This window comes from Moorena producens PAL-8-15-08-1, assembly GCF_001767235.1.
Classification (GTDB): Bacteria; Cyanobacteriota; Cyanobacteriia; order Cyanobacteriales; family Coleofasciculaceae; genus Moorena; species Moorena producens_A.
Genome location: NZ_CP017599.1, coordinates 5,032,791 through 5,058,825, shown reverse-complemented (window position 1 = coordinate 5,058,825; position 26,035 = coordinate 5,032,791). Strand labels below are relative to the sequence as shown.

Here is a 26,035-nt window from a genome sequence, read left to right as displayed (position 1 = left end):
GAATTAAAGCACCATTGTTTGACTAAAAAGCATACTTACAGCTGCTTCTTCAAGGAAGCAGCTGCTTTTTATTGCCCAAACAAACCCAGATTCTGTGACATACTCCCACAATCACCTAATGAAGGTTGAGTGTGGACTTCTTACCAACACCAGCCATCGCTATCGGGCTTTGTTCCTGTCCGGGATTCATGCCACACTCATGGCGTAGCATTGAGGTGTGGGGCTTCTCGCGGAGGAAGCTAATCTAAGAGATACTAGAAACGAGCCTTGCAGCAGTTGAGATGGGACAGTTGCCTATGTCTTTGAAAATTGAATACGGACTCTTCAAGCTTGATTTCACTGACTACCACGCAGTTTTAGGAATTCCAGTTGATGCGGATGTTAAGGCAGTCCGTCAACGCTACCTTCAAATTGCTAGACGTTTGCATCCCGACAGTTGCAAAGCCAGTACCGAAGTGGAAAAAAAACAAGCAAATCTGCTATTAACACGGCTGGTTAATCCCGCTTATGAACAGCTCTCTAGAGGTCATCGTGACTATGCTGCTAGTCTAAGCCACTTGAGTAAGCGGTTAGGGGCTCAAGGAGATAAAATTTCCCTAGCTAGCGTAACGGCTAAGCAATTATTACAAGCAGGGGCAAATTTAGATAATCTTTACAGAAGCTCCGTTGACCAACTAGCATCACAGCAATACCAAGCCCTTGACAAAGCCTTGGCAAAAATTGCCGAAATCAGTGAACTTAACCTAGTTTATTTGATGTGTAAAAGTGGTAAGGGCGAAACGGTAAAAACTTCTGTGTCAACCCCTGTGAAAACTCAAGCAACTGGTGTGACCCAGCCAAATAGTCAGACTAGTACCGCTGGCACATCACAGGGAGGGTCGGTTGGGCCTAAGGGAGTATCACGAGTGGATAGCTATATCCGACGTGCTGAAGGATATTTGGTCAAGAACAATTTTGCTGCGGCAGTTCTGGAGTTGCGAGAAGCTCTCAAGTTGGAGCAAAACAATAGCGACTGCCATAGTTTATTGGGAATTGCTTATTTGAAGCAAAATAAGGGGACAATGGCTAAAGTACACATTAATAAGGCGTTGCAATTGAATCCTCAGAACGAAAAAGCATTGAAGGCGAAACAGGTTATCAATGAATTCACCCCGAAAAGTGGCGGTAACCAGTCAAAGGTGTCGCCTGAAGCAGCTAAAGTGAAACCGTCGAATAAATCTAATGGTGGTGGGTTATTTGGTGGTTTATTTGGTGGAAAGAAAAAGTAATGATTCATCAACCACCCCCAGGGGCAAGGGATTTACTCCCCCTAGAAGTTACCCAAAAACGCTGGATTGCTAACCACTTACAGCAAGTATTTCACCGCTGGAGTTACCACCGGATTATCACATCAACCCTAGAATGGTTGGATACTCTGATGGCAGGAGGAGCTGTGGAACGTTCCACGGTTATTCAGTTGCACGATGCTGAGGAAGGAACGCTGGGGCTCCGTCCAGAATTAACGGCATCCATAGCCAGAGCAATGGTTAGTCGTATTGCTGGCAGTAATAGTGAAGCCTGCCTATCTTTACCCCAGCGACTCTATTACAATGCCAATGTATTTCGCAGACCAACTATAGGTCACCACGGACGTCAACTAGAGTTTTACCAGTCGGGGGTAGAATTATTGGGAGTTGGCGGGCTGTTGGCAGATGGGGAAATTCTGCTGTTGTTAGCCGATTGTCTTAATCATTTAGGGTTACAACAATGGCACCTGATTTTGGGGGAAGCTCGGCTAACGCGATCGCTTTTGTCTCCCTTCCCCAAACCTATGCAAGAAAAGGTTCGTCAAGCTATTGCCTATCTTGACCGGGTTAGCCTAGAAACCTTACCCCTCTCTCCAGAATTGCGAGAGCGGGCATTGTTTCTGTTTGACCTGAGGGGAGACCCTGCTGATGTTTTGCAAAAGGTTGCTAGCTTGGATTTAGACTCATCAGAACACGAGATTGTGACCAATCTCAAATCCCTGGTGGAACTTTTAAATAGTAGTTCCCCTAGCCCCTTACCGATCGTTCTCGACCTGACCTTAGTACAAACCTTTGACTATTACACTGGTATTGTCTTTGAAGTAGTCAGTAGTAGCGAGGGCTCTAGCCGAGTTTTAGGTCAGGGAGGGCGGTACGATCAATTGCTGAGTTTATATCATCCTCAAGGAGAAAGCTACCCTGGAATTGGTTTTTGCCTCAACCTAGAAGACCTTCATTATGTCTTACTGTCCAGTAATCAACTACCCAGCCAAACACCAGCTAGTGATTGGTTAGTGGTGCCAGAATTGCCCGAAGCTGAGGCAATCGCTTTTACCTATGCCCAAAAACTTAGAGATTCTGAGCATTTGGTCAGGGTAGAAATGGATTTAGGGGGACGCTCACCAGCACAAATTAGAGAATACGCCCTGGGTCACGGTATCACCTACATTGCCTGGGTACCAGCTGATGCTACTCCTAGGATTGAGACCCTAACTAAGAAAGTGTGAACTATCAAATACTTCACACTTCCTACTTCAGTTAATTAATCTTCAGCAAAAACATAGCGATATAGTTCACTAGGGTCAGGTTCAGGACTGGATTGGGCAAACTCAACTGCATCATTAATAACTTCCTGGATTTTGCTCTCAATGGCTTTGAGTTCTTCGGTAGTAGCTAGATTATTTTCTGTCAGGTAACTTGCCATCTTTTTAATGGGATCGCGAGTTAACCAGAATTCCTTCTCTTCTTTGGATCGGAGTTCATCAGGATCAGCCAGAGAGTGACCTCGGAAGCGGTAGGTCAGGGCTTCAATCAGGGTTGGGCCTTCTCCTGCACGAGCCCGAGCGATCGCTTCTTGGGCAACAGTTCTGACAGCCATTACATCCATGCCATCAACTTCTACTCCAGCCATGCCGAATACACTGGCTTTTTTATAAATTTCTGGCTGGGATGTTGCCCGTTCATGAGCCATCCCAATTGCCCACTTGTTGTTTTCCACGACATAGATAACGGGCAGTTTCCAAAGGGCTGCCATATTCAAACATTCAAAGAACTGACCATTATTGCAAGCTCCATCACCGAAAAAGCAAGCGGTGACTTGATCAGCACTCTCATCCCCCAAGGCTTCGCGACGGTATTTACTTTGGAAAGCACTACCCGTGGCAACGGGAATCCCCTCAGCTACAAAGGCATAGCCTCCCAGGAGATTATGTTCTTGTGAGAACATATGCATTGAACCACCGCGTCCCTTGCTGCAGCCTGTTGCTTTGCCAAATAACTCTGCCATCACTTCCCGTGCTGGCACTCCTGCACTTAAGGCATGGACGTGGTCACGATAGGTGCTACTAACAAAGTCTTCACCATTACGCAACGCTTTGATGACTCCTGTTGAGACTGCCTCTTGACCGTTGTAGAGGTGGACAAAACCAAACATTTTGCCCCGATAGTACATTTCAGCACATTTGTCCTCAAACAAGCGCCCGAGCATCATATCCTCGTAAAGGAGTAATCCTTCTGCGCTGGTAATGGGTTTGTAATCCTCTACTTTAGGTAAAGTTCTTTCCTGAGCCATTAATTTGTCCTATACTTGTCCCAACACTATACTGGCATTTAGCCAAACTACTTGTTTAGCCAATTTAAGCAAAGCTATTATAAAGTTTCACTCAAGCCTACAGGATTTATCTTCCAGAATTTATCTTCTAGGTCAAGCCTAGAGGGAATAGTTAGCTCAAGTTGAATTGAATTAAAATCACACTACTGCTTTACTGTTTACTTTAATTAAAGTTAATAAAAGAAGATGCTCCACCCTAGTTGCTAGAATTAATAGTGTTTAGGGACTCGACAAAACCGGTTAGCTGCGATACTGTGTCTTTTAAAGTTACAGATAAATAGCTATAGCCAGTTTAGGGAGTACGATATGGGCTATCATCAACTCATTCAGTTGCTCGAAAAGCTGGGGAAGTGAACCGTGCGCATTCCGCTCGATTACTACCGCATATTAGGATTGCCGATTCAGGCTACAGCCCAACAGCTCAGCCAAGCCTATCGTGATCGTACCTTACAACTACCGCGCCGAGAATATTCGGAAGCAGCAATAGCCTCTCGTAAAACTCTCCTTGAAAAAGCCTACGGGGTTTTGAGTGACCCCGAAACAAGAGAGGAGTATGATGCTGGCTTGATTGCCAAAGCTTATCAACTCCAAGAGCAACACCCATCAGTGGCGGGTGCTCCTGGTACTAATCAAACAGTAACAGGTGAAACCGTCGAAGCTCACACTCCCACCATTGAAATTGATAACGACCAATTACTCGGAAGCTTACTGATTCTTCAAGAACTTGGGGAATACGAACTGATTATAAAACTGGCGCAACCGTTACTGGAAAAAGGTAACAGCGTTGGATTAAGTCAGGGGAAATTGGGGGATCCCCAACTTGTTCGACCCGACGTAGTTTTGACCTTAGCTATAGCCTGCTTAGAGCTAGGTCGAGAGGAATGGCAGCAAGGGGAGTATGAAAACGCAGCTATGTCCCTAGAAACTGGACAACAATTACTCCTACAAGAAGGCTTATTTCCGAGTGTTCGAGGGGAAATCCAGGCAGACCTCTATAAACTTCGCCCTTATCGGATTTTAGAATTATTAGCCCTGCCAGAAGAAAAAGCCATTGAGCGTCGCAAAGGCTTGCGGTTGCTCCAAGAAATGTTACAGGAGCGCCGAGGGATTGATGGCACTGGTAATGACCAATCTGGTTTAGGGATTGATGACTTTCTTCGCTTTATCCAACAGTTACGAGGCTATCTTACCTCCAACCAACAGCAAACCTTATTTGAAGCTGAAGCACGACGTCCTTCAGCTGTTGCTACATACCTAGCTGTTTACGCATTACTAGCAAGGGGATTTGCCCACAGAGAACCGGCTTTGATTGCTCGTGCCAAGAAAATGCTGATGCGTTTGGGGAAGCGGCAGGATGTTCACTTAGAACAAGGGGTGTGTGCTCTGCTTCTGGGCCAAACGGAAGAAGCCAGTCGTGCCTTGGAACTGAGCCAGGAATACGAAGCCCTAGCTTTCATTCGGGAACATTCTCAAAATTCCCCAGACTTATTGCCAGGATTATGCCTGTACGGAGAGCGTTGGCTACAAGAATCGGTATTTCCCCACTTCCGGGATCTGGCCAATCAGAAGGTTTCTTTGAAGCAATACTTTGCTGATGAGCAAGTACAAGCCTATCTAGAAAATTTACCAGATTCATCTGAGCAAACTAGCAATCAGTGGACGGTTGTACCTTCCCAAACAACCACCTATGCAACGGTAGGCTCTTCTAAAACCATCCTGGGGCAAGATAGACTAAGCAATGGCCAAGGCTCACAGACAACGGCAGAACCAGTAACGGTGGGATCAAGGTGGCCAAGTGGGGCGTTGGCAAACGGTGTTAGTCAAAACGGGGTCAATAGCGATCGCTTAACCACTAATGGGGTATCAACTTTGCCTACAGGTCAAGGGATATCACACTCATCAAATGGCTCAGAACCACAAACCTCTCAGGACTTAGAGTCAAACACAACAGGCTTGCGGAGTCATGGACGGCGTCGTAGGCGTCAGTCCTTAGGTAGCTTTCTGGGTGGGGGCAAGTCAGGCAAAACCCTGGATAGTCAAAATTCAACCACCTCAAGTGGGTGGTCTAGAAGCGCTTCTTTGGTCAAAGACTCCTCAAGTCAGCGGAGCAGTCTGAATCATTCATCCCCTGATCGTCTTGAACATTCACCAGAGCGATTCAAACCAGGGGCTAAACTAAGACGTCTGATTTTCCTGAGTCTTTTAGGTTTGCTAGGACTGGGCATCCTGCTGATTTTGCTCAATAAAGCTCTTAAAAGTTTTTCAAAACCACCCTTAGAGGGAGAACAACTTTTTGTGCAGCTTGACCAACCTCCAGTCCCAATTCCTCCTAGCGGCAGTGGGCTCATTGCTCCGAGTGGTCCTCTAAATCAAGAAACGGCTCAGCAAGTCATCGAAACTTGGCTAAACACTAAGAAAGTTGCCTTTGGACCAAAACATGAGGTAGGGCAACTTAATAAAATCTTAGCTGAGCCAGCTCTGTCTGTCTGGCTCAAAAGTGCTAAAGCGGCTAAAACCAATAACTCTTACCGGATCTACAAGCACAGCGTCAAAATTAACTCAGTTGAGACTAACACATCGAATCCTAATCAAGCTGTGATAGATGCTGCGGTCAAGGAGCAAGCAAAGGTATATCAAGATGGTATGCTGAGTCCGGCAGCTTCGAGTAATGACAACTTAAGAGTCAAGTATGAGTTAGTACGCCAAGGGGGTCAGTGGCTAATTAAAGGTTGGATGGTAAGATAAGTGACAGCTCCCACACTGAACTCAAAGAGTCAGTGTGGGCAACAAGCGCCAATCCAGCTATTGCTTAGGAGGCGCTGGGCTTTAAGAACGGACTGCCCTCTCTTGATGCAGTCGCTCATGGGGGAAACCACGGCAGTCGCTCATGGGGGAGACCCCCAAGACTGCGCTGCCTCCCCAAGACCGCGCTGCATCGCTGCCGCTCTGTTTTTTTGGTTTTTTGTTTAATAATGTTTGATCAACTTTCCAGCATTTATGGCCTTTGGCCACGCTACGCGAACGGCTTTGAAAGTCAGTATTTCGAGTATAACACATCGATTGGTCTTTGGTGGAAGACTCTGTGAAAAATTCATCCCTGGAGACGAAACCTGATTGTTAGTGGAGCCTTGTCTTGATGCAGTCGCTCATGGGGGAAACCACGGCAGTCGCTCATGGGGGAGACCCCCAAGACCGCGCTGCCTCCCCAAGACCGCGCTGCATCGCTAATCAAAAAGTTTTAACCCTTTTACGCATAACCGACTAACCATAAAGGCGACCCTATCCTTACGGTAACTTTAAACACTCATGCTGCGCATGTTCGTTGTGGGGCTTCTTTTGCCGGAAGCTAAAAATATATCTGACCAGTTAATTCCTGTCGAAAAGAAAAGGGAAAACTAATGATTATTCCTGTCTATGATTGATGATGCGATTAGCTTTGGCTTCCCACGCTTCGCTCACCGTTGATGAAAGTAGTCATATAGTGTTGCTTATCATCAAGGCTGAGAGATAAATGATTAATAAAGAATTTCAATGATAAGTAGATCAGAGTTTTATCCTTCTTGGCTACAGATCATTTATGGTTCCTAAGTTGATAATATTGATGACTGAAGTCCTAACTAGTGAGGAGTGATGTCACAGTTTCATGACATTTTGAGTCCCAGTTTTCTGACAAATGCGTGAATTTACCGAAAATCGGCTGATTTCACCCTTGACCTGACCAAAAAATTTCTTGTTATATATAGTTGCTCAGAGGATTCCATAAAAATGTGGCTTTGTTAGTATTTAACCAAATTATCGATGGCTGACTTTACCCTATTGTAGGTAGAAAAAATAACTGAAGTTTCGAATAAGCAGTAGACGGGTAATTTCCCTCAAGGCGCGCGCCTCCTAGGCCGCGAGCAATCCCTCGCGGCCTAGGGTCGGGCCTTGAAAATCTGGGAATCAAGAAGGATAAAAACTTTAGTCAGGTCTGACTTTAGGTAAGTTTCATAGCAAGCAAAACTTGTTTTAATTAGGTGTGCTTGACCCTTAGGTGCGCTCTTACCATTAAGAATTAAATTCACCACCGGTCCCACCTTAAGAATTAAATTCGCTCTTTGTGCGCGCCTCCTAGGCCGGGGAACCAGGCCACGGGTCACACCTCAAGATTGACATCAGTAATCTATCAGCCAACCTAACAACGTATAGAAAATAAATCATGGCAAAAGAAGGAACTCCCCTAGAAGAAATGACTTTACGGCAATTACGTAGAGTTGCCAGTGAATATAGTATATCTCGATACAGCAGAATGCGTAAAGCACGCTTATTGGCGGAAATTCAAGCAATAGAACGTCACAAAAGGTCTACCACTCCATCGCCGATAATTGAGGCACAAGCAAAGGACGAATCAAGCCAGTTTGAATTAGCTCAAGAAGAGCCGACTAGTGATAGTCTAGTTTCTGTTGATGAGGGATTAGCAGAGCTACCAGAAGGTTATGGTGAAAGCCGGATTGTCCTAATGCCTCGTGATCCACATTGGTCTTATGCTTATTGGGATATTCCGAATGAACATAAAAAAGAACTGCGCTCTCAGGGAGGTCAACAACTCGCTCTAAGGCTCTATGATGTTACTGCAATCAAACTCGATGATCAAAGTCCTCATAGTATCCAAGAATATCCCTGTGATGAGCTAGCGCGAGAATGGTATCTACCCATGCCAGTTAGCGATCGCGACTATGTAGTTGAGATTGGTTATCGCTGTGAAGATGGTCAATGGCTAGTTCTGGCCCGTTCAGCACCTATCCATGCCCCCCCAGCCTATCCCTCTAAATGGATGGAAGACCAATTCATCACGGTCAACTGGAATGATAATTTACAGGGTAAGACTGTCCTAAAACTTCTGCCACCTAGCCAAACAGCTAATGGGAGTAGCTCGGAAATGCCTAATCCCCCTATCTATGGCGAAATCTTTGGCATAACTCCATCTGGGGAATCTCAGGCAGTAGCTGGTTCTGTTTATAGTTCTATGCAGCAAGTTCCAAGGTCAGCAATAACTTCCAATGCTTTCCCTTCGGGTATTGGTAAGTGGGTTTCTCCAAACATGTCGGGAGCTGGTTTGAGGGATTCTGCTCCCCCCGCTCCTTCTCCGGAATTGTTGTTAGTGGCAGATGCGGATCTAGTTATCCATGGTACCACTGATCCTGATGCTTCCGTTACTATTGATGGACTTCCGGTCAAGATTAACCCAGATGGTACCTTCCGTTTCCAGATGTCTTTGCAGGATGCTCTGATTGACTACCCAATCATGGCCGTCTCAGCGAATGGCAAGCAAACTTGCTCAATTCATATGAAGTTCATCCGCGAGACGCCATCATCTCATACTGATATGGTGTTCAATTGAACAAAATTATTGACTGTAGTCCCCACCCATAATTTTCAGTGATATTTGATCAGTTGGGTGGGGTAAGCCAAATCAGCTTTTGCATGCGCGTTGCGTCAGCTTCTATGGTACGATCCCATTGGTATGCCAAAGACGATTTGGCTCTCGTTGCACGACCAAGTCCTGCCATCATCCAATTCCCAGTAAGGCGATCAGGATGATTGAACTGCTCTGTTACCATAACAAGTGCGGAAGAGCAGTAGATTAAGGCAGACGATTATTATAAATAAATATGCTATAATTAAATAATTTTATAGTTGTTTAGATAAATTGTATCAAAAGCTACAGTTTATCGACTAGTTTGTATAGCTATATAAGCAGGTGCACAAAATTAATTACACATTTACCAAAACTAAAACCTTTACATTGTAAGGGTTACAGAGATTGAGAGTAGGAAATTAATTTTGTGTAGGTACTTACTAACTATTGCTATATAGTTCAAGAACTAGTATTTCCGATACTTTTTAGCTACCAAAGTCTACCAAGATAAACTTTAGCCCGCCAATGCAAGCTGATTGCTCAGCCAGGGGGTATCTCCGCGCTTCACGAAGAAATATTCCTCGTGCGCCGTTAAATTTCTAGAACCAGATCCAATGTCACTACAAAACCCTTGGTTTTCGGGAAATTTTAATTAAGACAAGGTCGTGGCACTAAGATCATAGTTAAAGTATAGCAAATTACTTGAGGCTTTGGCAACCTTTGTGATACTTTTACCTACTGTTCACTAACCCCCAACACTAGCCAAGGGATTTTTTTGCCAAGAGTTAATAGGTGTGCTTGACCCATTAAGAATTGAATTCGCTGTTTGTGCGCACCTGTTAAATACACAAAGGTTAGACTGACACCGGAAAACCCACCACAGGGTCAGACAGGGTAGAGATTTTGATTATGGGTAATTAAACGAATTTGATATAAGCTATAACTGCGAGAGACGATGGTGATAGTTTTTTGGAATTTTTGAACTAATCAGGGTTAGGCTTTTTAGTGGCGTTTACGTTTGAACCATTCGTTGTCACCCAAAATCCCTAGATATCCCCACCTAAGGAGAATAAAAAACCCGATGCGCTCGAAGATCGGATTGCTTTGGCATCAGATGTTAATTCAAATTGTGCTTATAAAGTATTTCTTAAATAAATTAATATCAAATAAATTTACACCGTTGTATTTAATAATTGCCTGTAGCAATTGTAATGATGCCCTAGCAGTAACCCTAACCTCTTTGCCAAGCAATCATAGATCTCTAAGCACAAGTAACCTTCTGGTTAACCAGCAGGAGAAGAAAATCCCTCAGGAGTCAGGACAATTGGTTGATGGAAATTATCAAAATCAGATAGATGAACTATTACCGCCCATACTATCAGATTCAGAACGACCAATTCTACTAGAGAATAAACCCAATACACCGGCTAGACTAACTGCTTTTGATTCTCAAACTATTCAAGTTGATAAAATTGAAGTCATTGGCAGCACTATCTTTTCACCAGAGCAGTTTAAGCAGATCATACAACCTTATCAAGGACGCTCCCTGACTATTGAGCAACTAAGAGAAGTCGCGGATGCTATTACTACGGTTTACCTCAAGCAAGGCTATATTAACACTAGAGCAATTCTGGCCGAGCAAACCATTGACATTAACAAGGGCATTGTTACAATTCGTGTCCTAGAAGGGGGTATAGAAAAGATCGAAGTTGAAGGAACACGCCGCCTCAATGCCAACTATATCCGCAGCCGTGTCCAGTTAGGTACTGGAACACCATTCAATACTACTGATTTGGAAAACCAATTACGATTGTTACGGCTTGACCCAAAGTTGGAAAGTATAGAAGCCAGCCTGCGCAAAGGAACAAAAGTAGGACAGAGCATTCTGATTGTTCGTGTTGTGGAAGCTAATCCGTTCAAAGGCAGTGTATGGGTTGATAACTACTCACCTCCTAGTATTGGTTCTGAACGAATGAGCTTTAATCTTCGGCATCTCAACCTAACTGGCAATGGGGATGAAATTTCTTTCACTTATCGCCGTTCGACCACTGGGGGGTCTAATATTTTTGATATTGGCTATCGCTTTCCCCTCAATCCCCGAAATGGTACCTTAGAACTGCGAACAGTGATCGACCGTAATCGGGTGACTCAAGCACCATTCAATGTTTTTGATATTGAGGGAGAATCTGAGCTATATGAAATTCGATTTCGTCAGCCGTTGTACCGCACACCTCGGGAAGAATTTGCTCTGTCTCTAGGATTCAGCTACAGAGATGGTCAGACTTTTTTGGGTGATGAGCCTCTTGGGTTTGGCTTTGGTCCAGATCAAGATGGCTCGACTACCCTGAGCGTGATTAAGTTTGAACAAGAGTATCTACGTCGGGATTTGGAAGGAACTTGGTTTTTGCGATCGCTTTTGAGTCTCGGAACTGGCTGGTTTGATTCCACTATCAACCCCGATCCTATACCTGATGGGCGCTTTTTTCGCTGGGTAGGTCAAGTACAGCGGTTGCAGATTCTCTCAGAGGATAATTTCTTAATTATGGGAACCGAAGTTCAGCTTACCCCCAATAGCCTATTGCCTCCCCAACAATTTTTGCTTGGGGGTGGTCAATCCCTGAGGGGCTACCGTCAAAATATCAGAGCAGGGGACAATGGAGTACGATTCTCTGTTGAAGACCGTATCACTTTACATCGAGACGTAGACGATGACCCCGCATTACAACTAATTCCGTTTTTCGACATGGGTTATGTCTGGAATAACCCTGACAATCCTAATACGTTACCGTCACAACGCTTTTTAGCGGGTATTGGCTTAGGGCTAATTGTGCAGCCAGTGACAGGGCTTAATCTGCGACTTGACTATGGCATTCCTCTGGTTGATTTGGATGATCGCAGTAACAATGCCCAGGATGAGGGCTTCTACTTCAATGTTCGCTATCAATATTAATCAATCTAGCAATTATCTTTCCTCATGAGGTACAAATTTCTGGGTTTTAGGGAACAGGGAACAGCGGATATGGTAACAGGTAAAAGGGAGCTTCGGAGCTGCTAATAGGTAATAAGGTAAAAAACTATTTGTACCTCATAGGGATGATAAACCTTAGATTAAATTATTTCAACTCTGACGATCACCGTTAATAGTCAACCCTTGAGCTTCAACAGTAAATAAAACCTGATCAAATACGGACTAAATTACTAGGATTAGCGCCAACTGCCTATCTTTAGAATACAGAGTTTTAACAACAGATCTTCACTTGCTGCATCTGGTGCTATTTTGTTGCGCTAGATTCGATTATAGTCTTGGTTTCCAAACTCCCTAGGAAATTTTTATGATCGAATGAATATCATCTAAAAGCAAACATTCCCGGTGAATCCATTGACCCATTCTAATTTATTGCCTGACCCGTTAAAAGCGTGGTACACCCAATCTGTTGAAAATTCTCTAGCAGAATCCGGCTGTGACCCTCAAGTCGGTTTGACCTCTCAACAGGTATCACAGAGGTTGGAATACTATGGCTTAAATGAACTAGAGGAAAAAGCAAAGCGCAGTTCCTGGGCAATGTTCCTTGATCAATTCAAGGACATCATGCTGCTGATGCTGATTGCGGTAGCGATAGTTTCCGGGATTTTAGATCTGATCAATCTGCAACAAGCCTCAGAAAAGGCCAGTGAATTCCCCTTCAAAGATACGATTGCTATCCTCTCAATCGTGATTCTTAATGGCATCCTCGGGTATCTCCAGGAAAGCCGTGCTGAAAAAGCCCTAGCAGCCCTGAAAAGTATGGCATCGCCTAAGGTACGAGTGCTGCGGGATGGTCGTACCTTAGAGATAGATAGTCAACAGCTTGTGCCAGGGGACATCATGTTGCTGGAAGCTGGGGTACAAGTTGGAGCAGATGGTAGGCTGATCGAGGCATCGAATTTGCAGGTCAGAGAATCTGCACTGACTGGGGAAGCTAATGCTGTCAATAAAACCGTAGAGGTGGAGCTATCGGAAGATACTCCCATAGGCGATCGCATTAATTTAGTTTTTCAGGGAACTGAAGTTGTCCAAGGCAGAGGTAAAGTCCTAGTTACTGGTACTGGGATGAATACGGAACTGGGGAAAATTGCCCAGATGCTACAAGGGGTGGAAAGTGAACCGACACCTCTGCAACAGCGCATGTCTCAGCTGGGAAAAGTCTTGGTAACCGGTTCGCTGTTGCTAGTAGCACTAGTAATTATCATTGGCTTGGGCGTAAGCGGTTGGGACTTGAGTGTGTTCCAACAACTGGTAGAAGTTTCTTTAAGTATGGCAGTTGCTGTAGTTCCAGAAGGCTTGCCAGCGGTGGTGACTGTGACCTTAGCCCTAGGAACCCAGAGAATGGTAAGCCGTCATGCTCTAATCCGCAAACTACCAGCTGTGGAAACCTTAGGAAGTGTGACTACCATTTGTTCTGATAAAACTGGTACCCTGACCCAAAACAAAATGGTTGTGCAACGGGTGGATACCCTCAACACTAGTATTCAGGTGACTGGGAATGGTTATGAACCTGTAGGGGAATTTCTCCTAGACAATCAGCCCATTACTACAGAACAGTATCCTGAACTCGAACCCCTACTTCTAGCTTGTGCTCTGTGTAATGATGCCATCTTGCAGTATGAACAGGGGGAGTGGAAGATTTTAGGAGACCCCACAGAAGGAGCATTAATTGCTCTGGCTGCTAAAGGGGGTGTAGATAAGGAACCCCTGAATCAACAGTATTCTCGTGTGGATGAAATTCCCTTCTCTTCTGAGCGCAAGCGTATGAGTGTGATTTGTCAGTGGGATAGTTCTCCAGATAATTGTCAACCTGCTAACTTACCTGCTCAGCTACCCTACTCGAATTCCAAAGGCGAACAACCTTTACCAATAGGCCACCCTACGCGAACAACCGAGAACCCAGAACTGACAAGTTACATGATGTTGACCAAAGGGTCTCCAGAATTGGTGTTAGAGCATTGTACTTCATCAATACATAATGATGACAGAGCAGGAGGAACTCTAGGGTGTCAACCCTTGACAGAAGACCAGCGGCAACAGATTTTGGAACAGAATAACCAAATGGCAGGGGCTGGTTTGCGAGTGCTAGGTTTTGCCTATAACTCCCTAGATAGCTTATCAGCTCCAGAAGCAGACCATGAAACCTTAGAGCAAGGGTTGGTATGGTTGGGGTTAGTGGGAATGTTGGATGCTCCACGCCCAGAGGTACGAGAAGCAGTTCAGCTGTGCCGGAATGCTGGAATTCGTCCGATTATGATTACTGGAGACCACAAACTTACCGCTAAAGCGATTGCCCAGGATTTGGGAATTGCTAATCACGGTGATCAGGTACTGACTGGTCAGGAGTTACAAAAGCTCTCCCAGCTCGATCTAGAGGAACAGGTAGACCAAGTCAGCATTTATGCTCGTGTTGCTCCTGAACACAAACTCAGAATTGTTCAGGCACTCCAGGGTCGGGGTAAATTTGTTGCCATGACGGGAGATGGAGTGAATGATGCACCCGCTCTCAAGCAAGCTGACATTGGTATTGCTATGGGAATTACCGGAACCGATGTCAGTAAAGAAGCCAGCGATATGGTGCTGTTAGATGACAACTTTGCCACCATTGTTGCTGCCACAGAAGAAGGTCGGACAGTATATGACAATATTCGTCGCTTTATTAGATACATCCTGGGCAGTAACATCGGTGAGGTATTGACTATTGCCGCAGCCCCGATCATGGGACTACCAGATGTTCCTCTGACACCCTTACAAATTCTCTGGATGAACCTAGTCACTGATGGTTTACCCGCTCTTGCCCTAGCCGTGGAACCAGCAGAACCGGATGTGATGAAGCGATCGCCTTTTAGTCCTCGGGAAAGTATTTTTGCCAGAGGGTTGGGGTCTTATATGGTGCGCATTGGTATTGTTTTTGCCATTTTCAACATTACCTTAATGGCAATCGCCTACGGATACTTCCCTCACTGGAAGACAATGGTATTTACTACCCTATGTATTGCTCAAATGGGTCACGCCCTGGCAGTCCGCTCCAACAAACGCATTACTCTGGAATTAAACCCATTCTCTAACCCTTATTTGCTATTGGCAGTTACTGTAACTACTATCTTACAGCTGCTACTGGTTTATGTACCCTTTTTGCAAGATTTCTTTGGCACTGAACCTCTGACTATGATGGAATTTGCTGTCTGTCTTGGCTTTAGTACCTCACTATTTGTTTGGGTTGAGCTGGAGAAATTATTTATTCGTTGGTCTAGCAAGGGAAAAGCTGCAGATTAGCCGGTTGGGAGGTTGGGAGGTTGAAGGTTGGGAGGTTGAAGGTTGGGAGGTTGAAGGTTGGGAGGTTGAAGGTTGGGAGGTTGAAGGTTGTTCGCGTAGCGTGGCCTATTGGCCAAGGTTAGTAGGTTGTTCGCGTAGCGTGGCCGAAAGGTCAAGGTTGCAGCTTAAAGGTTCGACGGTTAGATATTTTTTTTAGTTCAGATCAGACTTCTCATCTTAAGGCTGTTAACCTATTAAGCTAGAACCTGCTAACTTTCAAGCAACTAATTTACCCTACAAGGGACGCCTTGGGCGAACAACCGATTAACCTTCAACCGATTAACCTTCAACCTGCTAACCTTGGCCAATAGGCCACGCTACGCGAACAACCTGCTAACCCCCAACCTACTAACCCCCAACCTGTAACCTTCATTGGATGTACCTTAAGAGCCTACACCTGCGACAGTTTCGTAACTACAAGGATTGCCTGGTCAACTTCGATGCTCCCAAGACAATTTTGCTGGGTAATAATGCTCAGGGAAAATCGAATCTACTAGAGGCAGTAGAGTTGCTCTCTACCCTCAAGAGTCATCGGTCAGCACGCGATCGCGAATTGGTCTTAGAAACTACTCCCATTGCTGAGATTCGGGCTACTCTAGAACGAACCTATGGTTCAGTAGAACTAGGATTAACCTTGCGCACTCAAGGACGACGTACTGTGGCTCTCAATCAAGAATCCTTACGTCGGCAGTTGGACTTTTTAGGTATTCTCAATGCGGTACAGTTTTCTAGCCTGGATTTAGAACTGGTGCGAGGAGCACCAGAGCGGCGTCGCGCCTGGCTCGATTCGATTCTGACTCAGCTCGAACCAATTTATGCTTACATTTTGCAGCAATATAACCAGGTATTGCGACAGCGCAATGCTTTGCTAAAAAAAATCCGTAAACTTCAACAAGAAGGGGAAGTTGATCCATCGGTATCCAAGCAGTACAATGCTGAGCTAGGGTTGTGGGATGCCCAACTGGCTACTGCTGGTTCACGAGTCACCCGCCGTCGAGAGAGAATGCTAAAACGGTTAGCTCCTATAGCCCAAGCATGGCACGCTAGTATTAGTGGCAAGACAGAGGTTTTGGATATTACCTATGCCCCTAATGTCAGTCTTTCCAAAGATGACCCTGATCTAGTCAAGCAGGCTTTTCTAGAGAAAATCCAACAGTACTCTATTCCTGAATTTCATCAAGGGAGAACCCTAGTCGGTCCTCACCGGGATGATGTACAGTTTACCATTAATCAGACCCCAGCCAAGTCCTATGGTTCTCAGGGTCAACAGCGAACGTTAGTATTAGCGCTCAAGTTAGCAGAATTGAAGCTGATTGAAGAGGTGGTGGGAGAGCCACCTCTGTTGTTACTCGATGATGTATTAGCTGAACTAGACCTGAATCGGCAAAATTTATTGTTGGATGCTATTCAAGACCGGTTTCAGACTTTAATTACTACTACTCACTTGGGAGCCTTTGATTCCCAATGGCTGAATTCGTCTCAGATTCTTTCAGTGCAAGCAGGACAGATTAAAAGATTGCAAGCTTAATGGTTGATGGTTGATGGTTAATGATTGATCGAGTACACTAATTTTTACCGTTCCAACTAGAAGTCATAGTAATCGCCAATTTGAATATATATTACACTAAAATTACCAATTTGATCACATACCTAGCTTAACAAATTTATCGTTTTTAATAACAATTATTAACGCGATCGCTACCCCATAAAATAAGAGCAATAAAATACCTCTGCTGCACAACAATACTATCCACATATTTTGGAATACTTACTCGAACAAAAAAAACGGCTATAAGGACGTTGCTGAATTAATCAATGAATGCCCAATTATCTATTTTTTTTAGCATTTTACAAGATTCCTATGTTGAATAAAATCCTCATAGAGAAGCTTAATTAGTAAATTTATGCCGCTTTATTGACAACTTATTAGGTTATTTCGTGTGAAGTGGCAGTTTGCTACCTTCCCTAATGACAATCACAAAATTAGTCAGTAGTCAGGATTAATTATTAGACTTCACCTACATGCAAACCCAGGGCTGTTTCATTCTCGCCAAAAATAGATGGGGAGATGGGGAGATGGGGAGATGGGGAGTATTGGAGCGCGATATGTCGGAATTTTGGCCAAATTTATCTAACCCTCCTCTTTGACCTCATCACGAATTGTTAGTCATTGGAGTTGCTTCCTCCCAACTAATTTGTCAGATTTTAATGACTAAATTGGCGGATTTTTCGGGAAATTTTAGTTGATTTCCCTATCCCCCTATCCCCCTATCCCCCTATCTCCTTTTCTCGTTAACTTATTAAAGTTTGAAACAGCCCTGCCCCCACGTAGGCCCTGTTGCCCGCTACCGCTACTTTTGTGGCATCATAAAGATTATCTTTATTACCGACATTGCTAATCAGATTGGGAGCTGTCGGGTTGCTCACATCGATAATGTACAGCCCTAAATTCCTAGCAGCCACGTAGGCCGTGTTGCCCGCTACCGCTACTCCTTGGGGAGTGCCCGGGAGATAGAGACGGCCAAGGCGGCTGGGATCTGTCGGGTCGCTCACATCGATAATTTGCAGCCCGTATTGGATATCAGCCAGGTAGGCCGTGTTGCCCGCGATCGCTACTTGATAGGTATTGAAAGGTTGACCTAATCCTAAGGCCGGGTCCGGAGTATCGAAACTGCCAATTATTTTGGGATCTGTATTTGTGGGCTCCTCGGCCAGGGCGAGCTGGGCAACCTCCACCGCACCCATCGTCAGTTCCGACGAAGGATAAGAAATAGTATTTAACGGTTCGGTTGCCTGTGCTGGACTGACTGCCACACTTACCCACATCAAAGTGGTAAGTATAAAACTCAGCAGTTGACGTGCCTTAAGGGCAAGAGGGTCAATTTGCCAATTTTTCATTGTTTTTTTCCAAATTAGGTGATTTGTGATCCGCGAAAGTACCCTTTGAAAGGGTATGCTCAAAACCCACCATTAATCAACAATCTTCCATGTTCCAGTTCCTTCGCCTGCCTGGTTCGGTTCTGGATCTGTGACAACGCTGAGCTTAGTTGTTGAACCACAAGTCACTATGCGATCCACATTTAGATAAGTCTGAACAACAGACCATTGGTTTTTTAGATAAATTAGATCATCAACGGATACAGGAGTTCCCTCAGATGCTCCCGTGACGGATTCAATTTTCCAGATCCCAGTTCCTTGCTTAGCCCGATCCGGTGTTTCATCTGTGACAACGCTGTATTTAGTTGTTGACGAACAAGCCTCTAGACCACATGTATCTAGATAACTCTTACTCTCAGATTGGTTGTGCAGGTAAACCAGGTCACCAACGGATACAGGAGTTCCGGTAGATGCTCCGGTGACAGACTCAATTTTCCATGTCCCAGTTCCAACTCCTGCCTGATCTGGTTCAGCATCTGCAAAGACGCTGAGTTTAGTTGTTGGCATACAATAAGTTTCGCCACATGCATCGAGATAAGTATGAACCAAAGGCCATTGATTTTCTAGGTGGTAAGACTCACCATACTTGACACCGTTGTCTTCCCTAACGGTGAAACTAGAACGAGTTTGAACGGTATAGCCACCTGTAGCCCAGTTAAAGTATCCACGCACCTGATAATCGCCGACAGTAAGACCACGAAATGTATGGGTACCACTCTGAGCCCCTTGAGTGTAAAAGTATTCGTTGTAGTTCTTATCTGGATAATCAGCAGGCGCAACACTAATCCAGTCATTCTTATTACCCGGAAAGTTGGAGTATTATACCACGATCGACTCATTGGGAGCATAATTACTCTTTTGAGTCTCAGCTATGGCTTTGTTTGCTGCAATGGCGGGCTGTACCACCATTGTGAGCACCAACACTATCATCATCACAAAAGCTTGCAAGCTTCTTTGTAAAGTTCGTTTCACTATTTTTTTTCTCCTTCCTACAGTTTAGAGACTTGCTGGAAATTAGCTCTGTTAGGGTCAAATGCCCTCACTAGTGAGATTATTCCCAGGGCTATTTCATTCTAAATTACAATATTTTATGCATTGACGAGGATACGTCGTTTCAGCCTTCGATAATTCAGGTATGGGATGCCTGAAAGCCTCTAAACTAGTTACCTAGATCCAGAATGAAATAGCCCTGCATGCAAACCTTTATAATTAACCTCACCTAGAGAGCATTACGATAATCTTGGTTGTTGACATTACCTTGATTGTGTTGGACGATTATATTTCTCCCAAGGGTGTACTCGTAGCAGATCGGGTTTATAATAGACATCTCCATAATACCATAAAATCCTAAAAATAGAGTATAATGGAAATAATTATTCATAGATAATATGTAAAAATGAGCAATTATACTTGGGAATATATTCAAAAACATCCTAAACAAACAAAAAGGCTATTAGGAATTAATTATGAGCAATTAATAAAACTGATAGAGCAAGGAAAGCTTATAGCTAAATAAAAACAACAAGATAATGAAAAAAATAAAATTAGACTTATTAAAGCAGGAGGTGGTAATCATCCAAAATTATCTGAGGAAGAACAAATAATTTTGATGTTAGTTTATCTGAGGCATAACTTAAGTTTTCAAATTTTAGGTTTGCTTTTTCAAGTAAGCGAGTCAACGGCTCATAACTTATTTACTTATTGGCAAAAAATATTTCAAGAAGCTTTACCACCAAGTCTGTTAGAACAAGTAAAAAAGTTTCCAGAAGAAGTAGAACAGATTCGGGAAGGATTAAGCAACCATGAATTGATAGTAGATAGTTCAGAGCAAGTCATCGAGAGACCTTTGGCCGTAGGCCACGCTACGCGAACAGACTACCAAACTCAAAAAAAGTATTATTCAGGTAAACAAAAAAGACATACTTTAAAAAGTCAGTTTATTGTGTTACCAAAAGGAAAGGACATTATTGATGTAGTTGTGGGAAAACCTGGACCCATGAGTGATATTAAAATATGTCGCCAAACCTTAAATAGATTTGATGACCAGCAAGTTTTTAGTGGAGATAAAGCTTATATCCGAGAATCCCAAATAATTACTCCATCTAAAAAGCCTAAGAAAGGAAAATTAACTGATTCACAGAAAGCCGATAATAAACTTTTATCAAAATCGAGAATTTTCGTAGAGCATTTGATCAGAATAGTAAAAATATTTAAAATTTTTCAAGAAAGATTTCGCTTAAATAAGAAGCGTTATGAATCGGTAATATTAACCGTTTGTGGCTTAGTAATATTAAGAATTGGCTCTCTAATTTTAGAAGTAATAGAATACCCTGAATATGGTCAAAAAATTGACATTGTAATGACTCATAGTTTTACTCCAAATTTGGATAATGAGACTCCAAAAACTCATGAAATCGTTTCTCTGGCTCAAGTTTGAATCAGTTATTGATCCCCTTAGGTTGATTGCTGTGACTTGATTACAGATTATTGGAGATGTCTAATTGATAATTATAATTATAGTATTAAATATTGCTAAAAACATTGTAAAGAAAATTGGTATCTTCTCTGCAACCATTCAGATACATGATACTTTATTACATACTCTCTGAAAAATCAGCAAAAAATTAACATTTGACACTGCTTTTAACTTATTGTAATGCATTTCGAGCCTAGTGGAATCAACACCCAAGCTCTTTGGCAAGACTAGAAAGTTTTAGGTTTTTTTAACCTTTTTGATCATTAATTATCAATTACATATATTCAGGAGATACCACATGAGTACAACCTGGGGGGGCGACAAGCGCCCTGTAACCCTTGATATATCTTAAATTGAGCAAATTATGGTAAAAAAAGATAGGTCATAACTTGTCAATACGACCTATCAATTTAAAATGCTACCAAAATTATATCAAAAACATCTAAAAAATCTACTTTGTGAATCTCAATTATTGTTTTTTTACCTTATCATAATAATTATACAAGACACCAAAAATATAAAACTTGAAAAAATCGCAGAGTCACTCCCTTTACCCATTCAATTTCACTCACGACGTAAAAAACTACAGAGATTTTTGTCTTTGCCAGTATTTGATGTCAAATATTTGTGGTTTCCAATTATTCAAGAATGGATAAATCAAACATTTCCTAAAGAGAAAATAATCTATTTAGCTATCGATAGAACTAATTGGAAGGACAAAAATTTATTGATGATTAGTCTAATTTATAAAAATCGAGCAATCCCAATTTATTTTGAACTTATTTCAAAACTTGGTTCAAGTAATTTTTCAGAGCAACAACAAATAATATCAACTATTATAGGGCTATTTAATGGCTATGATGTTGTCATTTTGGGTGACCGGGAATTTTGTTCAGTTAAATTGGCTGAGTGGCTAGATAAACAAGGTTTTAAGTTTTGTTTAAGACTTAGAGAAAACGAGCAAATTGAGCTCAAAAATCAGGGGTGGATTTCCTTGAAAAACTCGGGATTGAAACCAGGAATTTCGTTATTTTTTGAAAAGGTTAAAGTCACCAAAACTAAACAAGTATCAGGATTTAGTATTGCCTGTAAATGGAAGAAAAGTTATCGAAATTCAGTAACAAAAGAAGGTTGGTTTATTCTAACAAATATGAGCGAAGTATCTGAAGCAATATCCGCTTATAAAAAACGTTTTGATATTGAAGAGATGTTCCGAGATTATAAAAGTGGTGGATATAATAGCGATGCAGCGCGGTCTTGGGGGTTTCCCCCATGAGCGACTGCATCAAGACATGGAAGGCAGTAATGTTGTCGGCGAACGCTTTATATCTTTAGTTATTATAATCTCTTTTGCTTACTTGATTGCAACTATTCAGGGAGAAATAATTAATAAAAAAGGAGTTCAGAACTATGTAGCTAGAGTCAAAGAATATGGGCGATCAACTAAAAGACATAGTAATTTTTATATTGGAATGTATGCTCAAAAATGGATTAATATTAGGTCGCAATGTTGGGAATTAGTTGATAAGTTAATGCGTTTAAGTCGTCATAAGCTCGATAATTATTTACGAGGTATGAGAGCTATGAAGCTTATACAGTCTACTTTTTAGCTCTCATGTCGCCCCCCCAGGAGTACAACACCAGATCAAACCGCAGATGCACGGAACCGTGTCATTGAATCCGCCAAGCGATTAGGGGTTCAACTCAATGAACAAGAATTGGAACGATGGATGAATTCCATTACCGAAACCACAGAGGGCAGCGATATTGTTGTCGATGAAAAGACAGGGGTTTTCGGTCACAAAGTCAGCATGTTGGATTTTGACCCGAAAGACCTGGAGCGTTTTCGCACCATTGGTAAAATTGTCGAATTTGACGATGTTCCTGGTGTTGTAGAAACTGCTTTAGCCCTCTCTGGTTCAGCAGCTCAATCCAAGGTTTAAACTCACCCTGGAGACTGTGATTACTTCGAGCGAGTGAATATCATTGCCCCCACCAAGGCTGAAGCTTGCCAGATTCTTGCCCGAATTATGCGTGAGAAAGCAATCAATAGCCTGTCGGGTGACAATTTTCAATTCATTGAACTGAAATTTGGTAGCTATCCTCAAGACGTTATCTGCAACGAACGCCCCTGTAGCAAAGGTTCACCGATCGCCTGGTCCCGTGACGAAGTTGTGGCTGAAAAGATCGAAGCCAGTGACTCTGAAGGGAATCCTGTCATGATCACCTGGGATTCTGTAGCGGACGATCCCGGTTGGTGTAAGCTCGACTGGGTAATTTCTGATCCAGTGCGCGGTCAATTAGCCAATGCTAGCAACATGTTGGATGTCACCTGGGAAGCTCCGGATGGTACAATCACTCCCTTAGATGGCTATCTGGACGCTTATTTCCAAGAGGTTTACCTGGATGCCGAATCTGCCCCCATCTTTAACAAACTGGTGAAGCAGGTTTCCAGCGATGTGATGGATGATTACGTCACGGCATTGCAAGACCAAGTTAAAAAATATGTTAAGGAAGATCATCTCAACTATGGCAAAGCTGCCAAACGCTTGTATAATATATTCCGGCTGAATGGGCAGTATGAAGAAGCTGCCTTCCTCCGGGAACTTTTTGATGAACCTGCGGCATTACTTTATCAAGTCCACGCTTTAGTAGGAACTGTTCAAGAAGCTACCGAACAAAATGCTTCTTTTGATATCGACCATATTCTCGATCAGACTGATGAATTGATTCTGGCAGTTATCAAGGTTTTGGAAGGGGAAGAGGAGTTGGAGATCGTTCGTCCTCTCCTACGTTTATCCCGCTGTATCAGTCGTCAAGAGGAGGGGGTTCCCCTCGGTCCCCAGGTCAAAGTAATCCAATCAGAAATTATGAATATTGTCAACAATTTCTTCTACGAAAAGATGACAGCACTACCTGCAATTAAGGCTTATATTGAGGGTCTCAATACTTGATCCTGACCCTCACTATACTCACCGTCGCTGCCCCTATCCCTTGACCTACCAAGCCAGCTAAATCAATGTTCACGCTGTAAGTTGTTTTGTAAGAGATTGCAAAATAACTTACCTTGTTGAATGGCATCATCAAGAGCAACATGGGTCAAGGGAATGTCCTCTAACCACTCAGGCGGTAGGTTTTTCTTCCCTGACTCGCTATAGTTTCGTTTTAGGAATGCCATGGCATAGGAGCGGATATCTAGTGCCGAATGCTTATAGGGACTATCCCCCACAAAGTTGATCAAATACCAATAGACAAACATAAAATCGAAGGTGGCTGGATAGGCCACAAAGACCGGTTTACCCGGTAATGCTTGTAGCCAAGCGTGATATGCCTGCATCACTTGTGCCGGGGGCTTGGGGTTGACTCGTGAGGCTTCCCAAGCTTCAGGGTTTTCTGACCACCATCTCATGGTGTTGGGATGACCTTGTGCCCCCGGCAAGGGTTCTAGGTTAGCGGTAAAGGTAGCGATTAATTCTTTGTCTGCCCTGAAAGCTGCCGAGCCAATGCTGAGCATGGAGTGAGGTCCAGGGATAGGACCATCGGTTTCAATATCCGTGCTGACGTAGATTTCGATTGTCATTGGTTTGCCTATATCAAATATTAACAGGATATTGTTATGACCTTAACATCTAAGAAAATTTAGGAAAAAATATTGGTAGTAATGCATACTAAGGATTGAATCAGAACTGTTGAATCTTGAAAACTTATAAAACTTATGGGGTGTTGCTAACCCGCAACAATTCTTCTCGTTATCTGCTGTCACCTTGGGTTAATGTTAAATGCAGCCTACTGTTGACTTCTGACTGGAATAATGACTTTCTCATCCTTAACTGTTTCCCTCAAACCTGAAATCACCCTCACCCCTGTTGACGGCAATATTCTGCTCCAATCTTCAAGCCGCAAGCTAACATTTCATCAACCGGAACCGGGATTAAAAATTGCTCTAGATGCTCTGAAACAGGGAACCCACACCCCCGGGCAACTTCAAACCTTAGTCCTAGAAACCGATGGCACACAAGTCCGGGAAAAGTTCGATGCTTACCTGAATCGTCTGATCGAACTGGGCTGGATCTGTCACGCTATCCCCCCCTCATCTCCTGAGCTTTCTCCCCTTGCGATCGCTATTCCCATGGTAGGGGATTATTACTTCGATTGTCCTGAGATTGATTGGGATGCGATCGCATTTACCCTCTCTCGCTTCGCCTATCTCCATCAAGTCGAAGGGGAAATGGTATTAGAGTCTCCCCTTACCAAAAGTAAGATTAAATTTTCAGACTGGCTGGGTCCTGCCTTAGTGAGTCAGTTATCTCAACCCCAAACCGCTGCCAGCTTAAGTCAGGAAATTCCTGGAATTACAGAAGAGATTGCCCAACAGTTTATCAGTTTACTGTTTGCGGCTCAGATGTTGTCTGCATCCTTTGCCAGTCCTGTTGAAGAAGATGAAGAGGTTGAGAGCGAAGAAGCAACTCCACCTTTAGTGTTTTGGGAATTTCACGATTTACTGTTCCATTCCCGCAGTCGCCTCGGTAGACATAATAATCCCTTGGGTGGCATATTTCCCTATGTCGGTAAAATTGACCCCTTGCCTGGGGTGAAGCCATTGATGAGCGATGTGGTGATTCCCTTGGCAAAACCAAACTTAGAGGAACTCAATCAAACCGATATGCCCTTGAGTCAGGCATTAGAAACTCGCCGTTCGATCCGGCGATATGACGAAACCCCGATCACCCTTGAACAATTAGGACAGTTTCTCTACCGTTGCGCCAGGGTGAAAAAACTCTTCGATACAGAACGGGGAGAGGTCAGTAACCGTCCCTATCCCGGTGGAGGTGCGATTTATGAATTAGAAATTTATCCCGTGGTTAACGCTTGCCAAGGATTAGAACAGGGATTATATAACTATCACCCCTTAGACCATGTGTTGTGTCAAGTCTCAGCATGGACCGCAGAAACGGAAGCATTAGTTCAGGATGTCTGGTTTGCCAGCGCTCAACATGATCAGCCCCAGGTTGTATTTGTTATTACCGCCCGCTTCGGACGAATGTTTTGGAAATATCAATCCATGGCCTATGCAGCAATTTTGAAACACGTTGGAGTCATGTATCAAACCTTCTATCTGGTTGCCACCAGTATGAATTTAGCTCCCTGCGGAATTGGAGCAGGTAATTCTGATCTATTTCAAAAAGCCACTGGAATTGACTACTATGAAGAGTCTTCTGTCGGGGAATTTATGTTAGCTTCTGTTCCAGTTAAACCTTAATAAAAACTA

Annotated in this window: 20 protein-coding genes and 1 pseudogene; 14 read left to right on the top strand and 7 right to left on the bottom strand. The window is 43.4% G+C overall.

The genetic code is table 11. The annotated features are described in order from the left end of the window. Positions 1 to 296: 296 nt before the first annotated feature. Positions 297 to 1,268 carry a J domain-containing protein gene (locus BJP34_RS18535; protein ID WP_070396753.1) on the top strand — a complete coding sequence of 324 codons (972 nt, stop codon included), beginning with the start codon at positions 297 to 299 and terminating at the stop codon, positions 1,266 to 1,268. Next, positions 1,268 to 2,512 carry an ATP phosphoribosyltransferase regulatory subunit gene (locus BJP34_RS18530; protein WP_070393618.1) on the top strand — a complete coding sequence of 415 codons (1,245 nt, stop codon included), beginning with the start codon at positions 1,268 to 1,270 and terminating at the stop codon, positions 2,510 to 2,512. Before BJP34_RS18535 ends, BJP34_RS18530 begins: the two co-directional genes overlap by 1 nt. Before the next feature lie 35 nt (positions 2,513 to 2,547). On the opposite strand, the gene pdhA is transcribed toward BJP34_RS18530, so the two are convergent. Continuing rightward, complete coding sequence (pdhA, locus tag BJP34_RS18525; protein ID WP_070393617.1) at positions 2,548 to 3,576, bottom strand: pyruvate dehydrogenase (acetyl-transferring) E1 component subunit alpha; 1,029 nt, start codon at positions 3,574 to 3,576, stop codon at positions 2,548 to 2,550. Positions 3,577 to 3,972: 396 nt separating this feature from the next. Between pdhA and BJP34_RS18520 the strand changes: the two genes are divergently transcribed. The 3 genes from BJP34_RS18520 (at position 3,973) to BJP34_RS18515 (ending at position 8,995) form a co-directional block, all read left to right on the top strand. Then, positions 3,973 to 6,360 (top strand): IMS domain-containing protein, encoded by a 2,388-nt coding sequence (locus tag BJP34_RS18520; protein WP_070393616.1) that lies wholly within the window; start codon positions 3,973 to 3,975, stop codon positions 6,358 to 6,360. 391 nt (positions 6,361 to 6,751) lie between these two features. Then, positions 6,752 to 6,880 (top strand): hypothetical protein, encoded by a 129-nt coding sequence (locus BJP34_RS49080; protein WP_267876308.1) that lies wholly within the window; start codon positions 6,752 to 6,754, stop codon positions 6,878 to 6,880. Between the two features lie 933 nt (positions 6,881 to 7,813). After that, positions 7,814 to 8,995, top strand: coding sequence for a DUF4912 domain-containing protein (locus BJP34_RS18515; RefSeq protein ID WP_070393615.1), 1,182 nt, complete (start codon positions 7,814 to 7,816; stop codon positions 8,993 to 8,995). A 49-nt stretch (positions 8,996 to 9,044) separates the two neighbouring features. Here the strand turns inward: BJP34_RS18515 and BJP34_RS43675 are convergent, their stop codons facing one another. Beyond that, complete coding sequence (locus BJP34_RS43675) at positions 9,045 to 9,215, bottom strand: hypothetical protein (RefSeq protein WP_158517298.1); 171 nt, start codon at positions 9,213 to 9,215, stop codon at positions 9,045 to 9,047. A 978-nt stretch (positions 9,216 to 10,193) separates the two neighbouring features. Here BJP34_RS43675 and BJP34_RS18510 point away from each other — a divergent pair. Continuing rightward, a complete protein-coding gene (locus tag BJP34_RS18510) occupies positions 10,194 to 11,963 on the top strand; it encodes a ShlB/FhaC/HecB family hemolysin secretion/activation protein (protein WP_070396752.1) in 1,770 nt (589 codons plus the stop codon). Positions 11,964 to 12,383: 420 nt separating this feature from the next. Then, positions 12,384 to 15,314 (top strand): cation-translocating P-type ATPase, encoded by a 2,931-nt coding sequence (locus tag BJP34_RS18505; protein WP_083305244.1) that lies wholly within the window; start codon positions 12,384 to 12,386, stop codon positions 15,312 to 15,314. On the opposite strand, the gene BJP34_RS43670 is transcribed toward BJP34_RS18505, so the two are convergent. Then, a complete protein-coding gene (locus BJP34_RS43670) occupies positions 15,311 to 15,469 on the bottom strand; it encodes a hypothetical protein (protein ID WP_158517297.1) in 159 nt (52 codons plus the stop codon). The genes BJP34_RS18505 and BJP34_RS43670 overlap by 4 nt on opposite strands. A gap of 260 nt (positions 15,470 to 15,729) precedes the next feature. Here BJP34_RS43670 and recF point away from each other — a divergent pair, with 260 nt between their 5' ends. Together recF and BJP34_RS49075 are read left to right on the top strand one after the other, a co-directional pair. Further along, positions 15,730 to 16,881 (top strand): DNA replication/repair protein RecF, encoded by a 1,152-nt coding sequence (gene recF / locus BJP34_RS18500; RefSeq protein ID WP_070393614.1) that lies wholly within the window; start codon positions 15,730 to 15,732, stop codon positions 16,879 to 16,881. 494 nt (positions 16,882 to 17,375) lie between these two features. Further along, the gene (locus BJP34_RS49075) at positions 17,376 to 17,501 is read left to right on the top strand and encodes a hypothetical protein (protein WP_267876307.1); all 126 of its coding nucleotides are present in this window, start codon (positions 17,376 to 17,378) and stop codon (positions 17,499 to 17,501) included. A gap of 144 nt (positions 17,502 to 17,645) precedes the next feature. On the opposite strand, the gene BJP34_RS18495 is transcribed toward BJP34_RS49075, so the two are convergent. From BJP34_RS18495 to BJP34_RS43665, 3 genes are all read right to left on the bottom strand, one after another. Then, positions 17,646 to 18,251 (bottom strand): LVIVD repeat-containing protein, encoded by a 606-nt coding sequence (locus BJP34_RS18495; protein ID WP_070393613.1) that lies wholly within the window; start codon positions 18,249 to 18,251, stop codon positions 17,646 to 17,648. A gap of 72 nt (positions 18,252 to 18,323) precedes the next feature. Next, positions 18,324 to 18,962: a hypothetical protein gene (locus BJP34_RS18490; protein WP_070393612.1), complete on the bottom strand. Its 639-nt coding sequence runs from the start codon at positions 18,960 to 18,962 to the stop codon at positions 18,324 to 18,326. 147 nt (positions 18,963 to 19,109) lie between these two features. Then, positions 19,110 to 19,262 carry a hypothetical protein gene (locus tag BJP34_RS43665; protein ID WP_158517296.1) on the bottom strand — a complete coding sequence of 51 codons (153 nt, stop codon included), beginning with the start codon at positions 19,260 to 19,262 and terminating at the stop codon, positions 19,110 to 19,112. A gap of 571 nt (positions 19,263 to 19,833) precedes the next feature. Here BJP34_RS43665 and BJP34_RS18485 point away from each other — a divergent pair. From BJP34_RS18485 to BJP34_RS18475, 4 genes and pseudogenes are all read left to right on the top strand, one after another. Next, entirely contained in the window at positions 19,834 to 20,727 is an 894-nt protein-coding gene (locus BJP34_RS18485; RefSeq protein WP_418904165.1) for a transposase, read from the top strand. 454 nt (positions 20,728 to 21,181) lie between these two features. Continuing rightward, positions 21,182 to 22,444, top strand: a pseudogene (locus BJP34_RS18480) (IS4 family transposase). A gap of 40 nt (positions 22,445 to 22,484) precedes the next feature. Next, the gene (locus tag BJP34_RS46555; RefSeq protein WP_202971990.1) at positions 22,485 to 22,709 is read left to right on the top strand and encodes a hypothetical protein; all 225 of its coding nucleotides are present in this window, start codon (positions 22,485 to 22,487) and stop codon (positions 22,707 to 22,709) included. 33 nt (positions 22,710 to 22,742) lie between these two features. Beyond that, complete coding sequence (locus BJP34_RS18475) at positions 22,743 to 23,720, top strand: hypothetical protein (protein ID WP_202971989.1); 978 nt, start codon at positions 22,743 to 22,745, stop codon at positions 23,718 to 23,720. Between the two features lie 62 nt (positions 23,721 to 23,782). On the opposite strand, the gene BJP34_RS18470 is transcribed toward BJP34_RS18475, so the two are convergent. Further along, positions 23,783 to 24,346, bottom strand: a complete 564-nt coding sequence (locus BJP34_RS18470; protein WP_070393611.1) for a 3'-5' exoribonuclease domain-containing protein — start codon at positions 24,344 to 24,346, stop codon at positions 23,783 to 23,785. A 231-nt stretch (positions 24,347 to 24,577) separates the two neighbouring features. On the opposite strand from BJP34_RS18470, the gene BJP34_RS18465 reads away from it, so the two are divergent. Continuing rightward, positions 24,578 to 26,026, top strand: a complete 1,449-nt coding sequence (locus tag BJP34_RS18465) for a SagB family peptide dehydrogenase (RefSeq protein WP_070393610.1) — start codon at positions 24,578 to 24,580, stop codon at positions 26,024 to 26,026. The last annotated feature ends 9 nt before the right edge of the window (positions 26,027 to 26,035 follow it).

Excerpts from the sequence above, each read along its gene's own strand:
- BJP34_RS18535 (WP_070396753.1), top strand. The coding sequence starts at position 297 with ATGTCTTTGAAAATTGAATACGGACTCTTCAAGCTTGATTTCACTGAC.
- BJP34_RS18530 (WP_070393618.1), top strand. The coding sequence starts at position 1,268 with ATGATTCATCAACCACCCCCAGGGGCAAGGGATTTACTCCCCCTAGAA.
- pdhA (WP_070393617.1), bottom strand. The coding sequence starts at position 3,576 with ATGGCTCAGGAAAGAACTTTACCTAAAGTAGAGGATTACAAACCCATT.
- BJP34_RS49080 (WP_267876308.1), top strand. The coding sequence starts at position 6,752 with ATGCAGTCGCTCATGGGGGAAACCACGGCAGTCGCTCATGGGGGAGAC.
- BJP34_RS18515 (WP_070393615.1), top strand. The coding sequence starts at position 7,814 with ATGGCAAAAGAAGGAACTCCCCTAGAAGAAATGACTTTACGGCAATTA.
- BJP34_RS43675 (WP_158517298.1), bottom strand. The coding sequence starts at position 9,215 with ATGGTAACAGAGCAGTTCAATCATCCTGATCGCCTTACTGGGAATTGG.
- recF (WP_070393614.1), top strand. The coding sequence starts at position 15,730 with ATGTACCTTAAGAGCCTACACCTGCGACAGTTTCGTAACTACAAGGAT.
- BJP34_RS49075 (WP_267876307.1), top strand. The coding sequence starts at position 17,376 with ATGCAAACCCAGGGCTGTTTCATTCTCGCCAAAAATAGATGGGGAGAT.
- BJP34_RS18495 (WP_070393613.1), bottom strand. The coding sequence starts at position 18,251 with ATGAAAAATTGGCAAATTGACCCTCTTGCCCTTAAGGCACGTCAACTG.
- BJP34_RS18470 (WP_070393611.1), bottom strand. The coding sequence starts at position 24,346 with ATGACAATCGAAATCTACGTCAGCACGGATATTGAAACCGATGGTCCT.
- BJP34_RS18465 (WP_070393610.1), top strand. The coding sequence starts at position 24,578 with ATGACTTTCTCATCCTTAACTGTTTCCCTCAAACCTGAAATCACCCTC.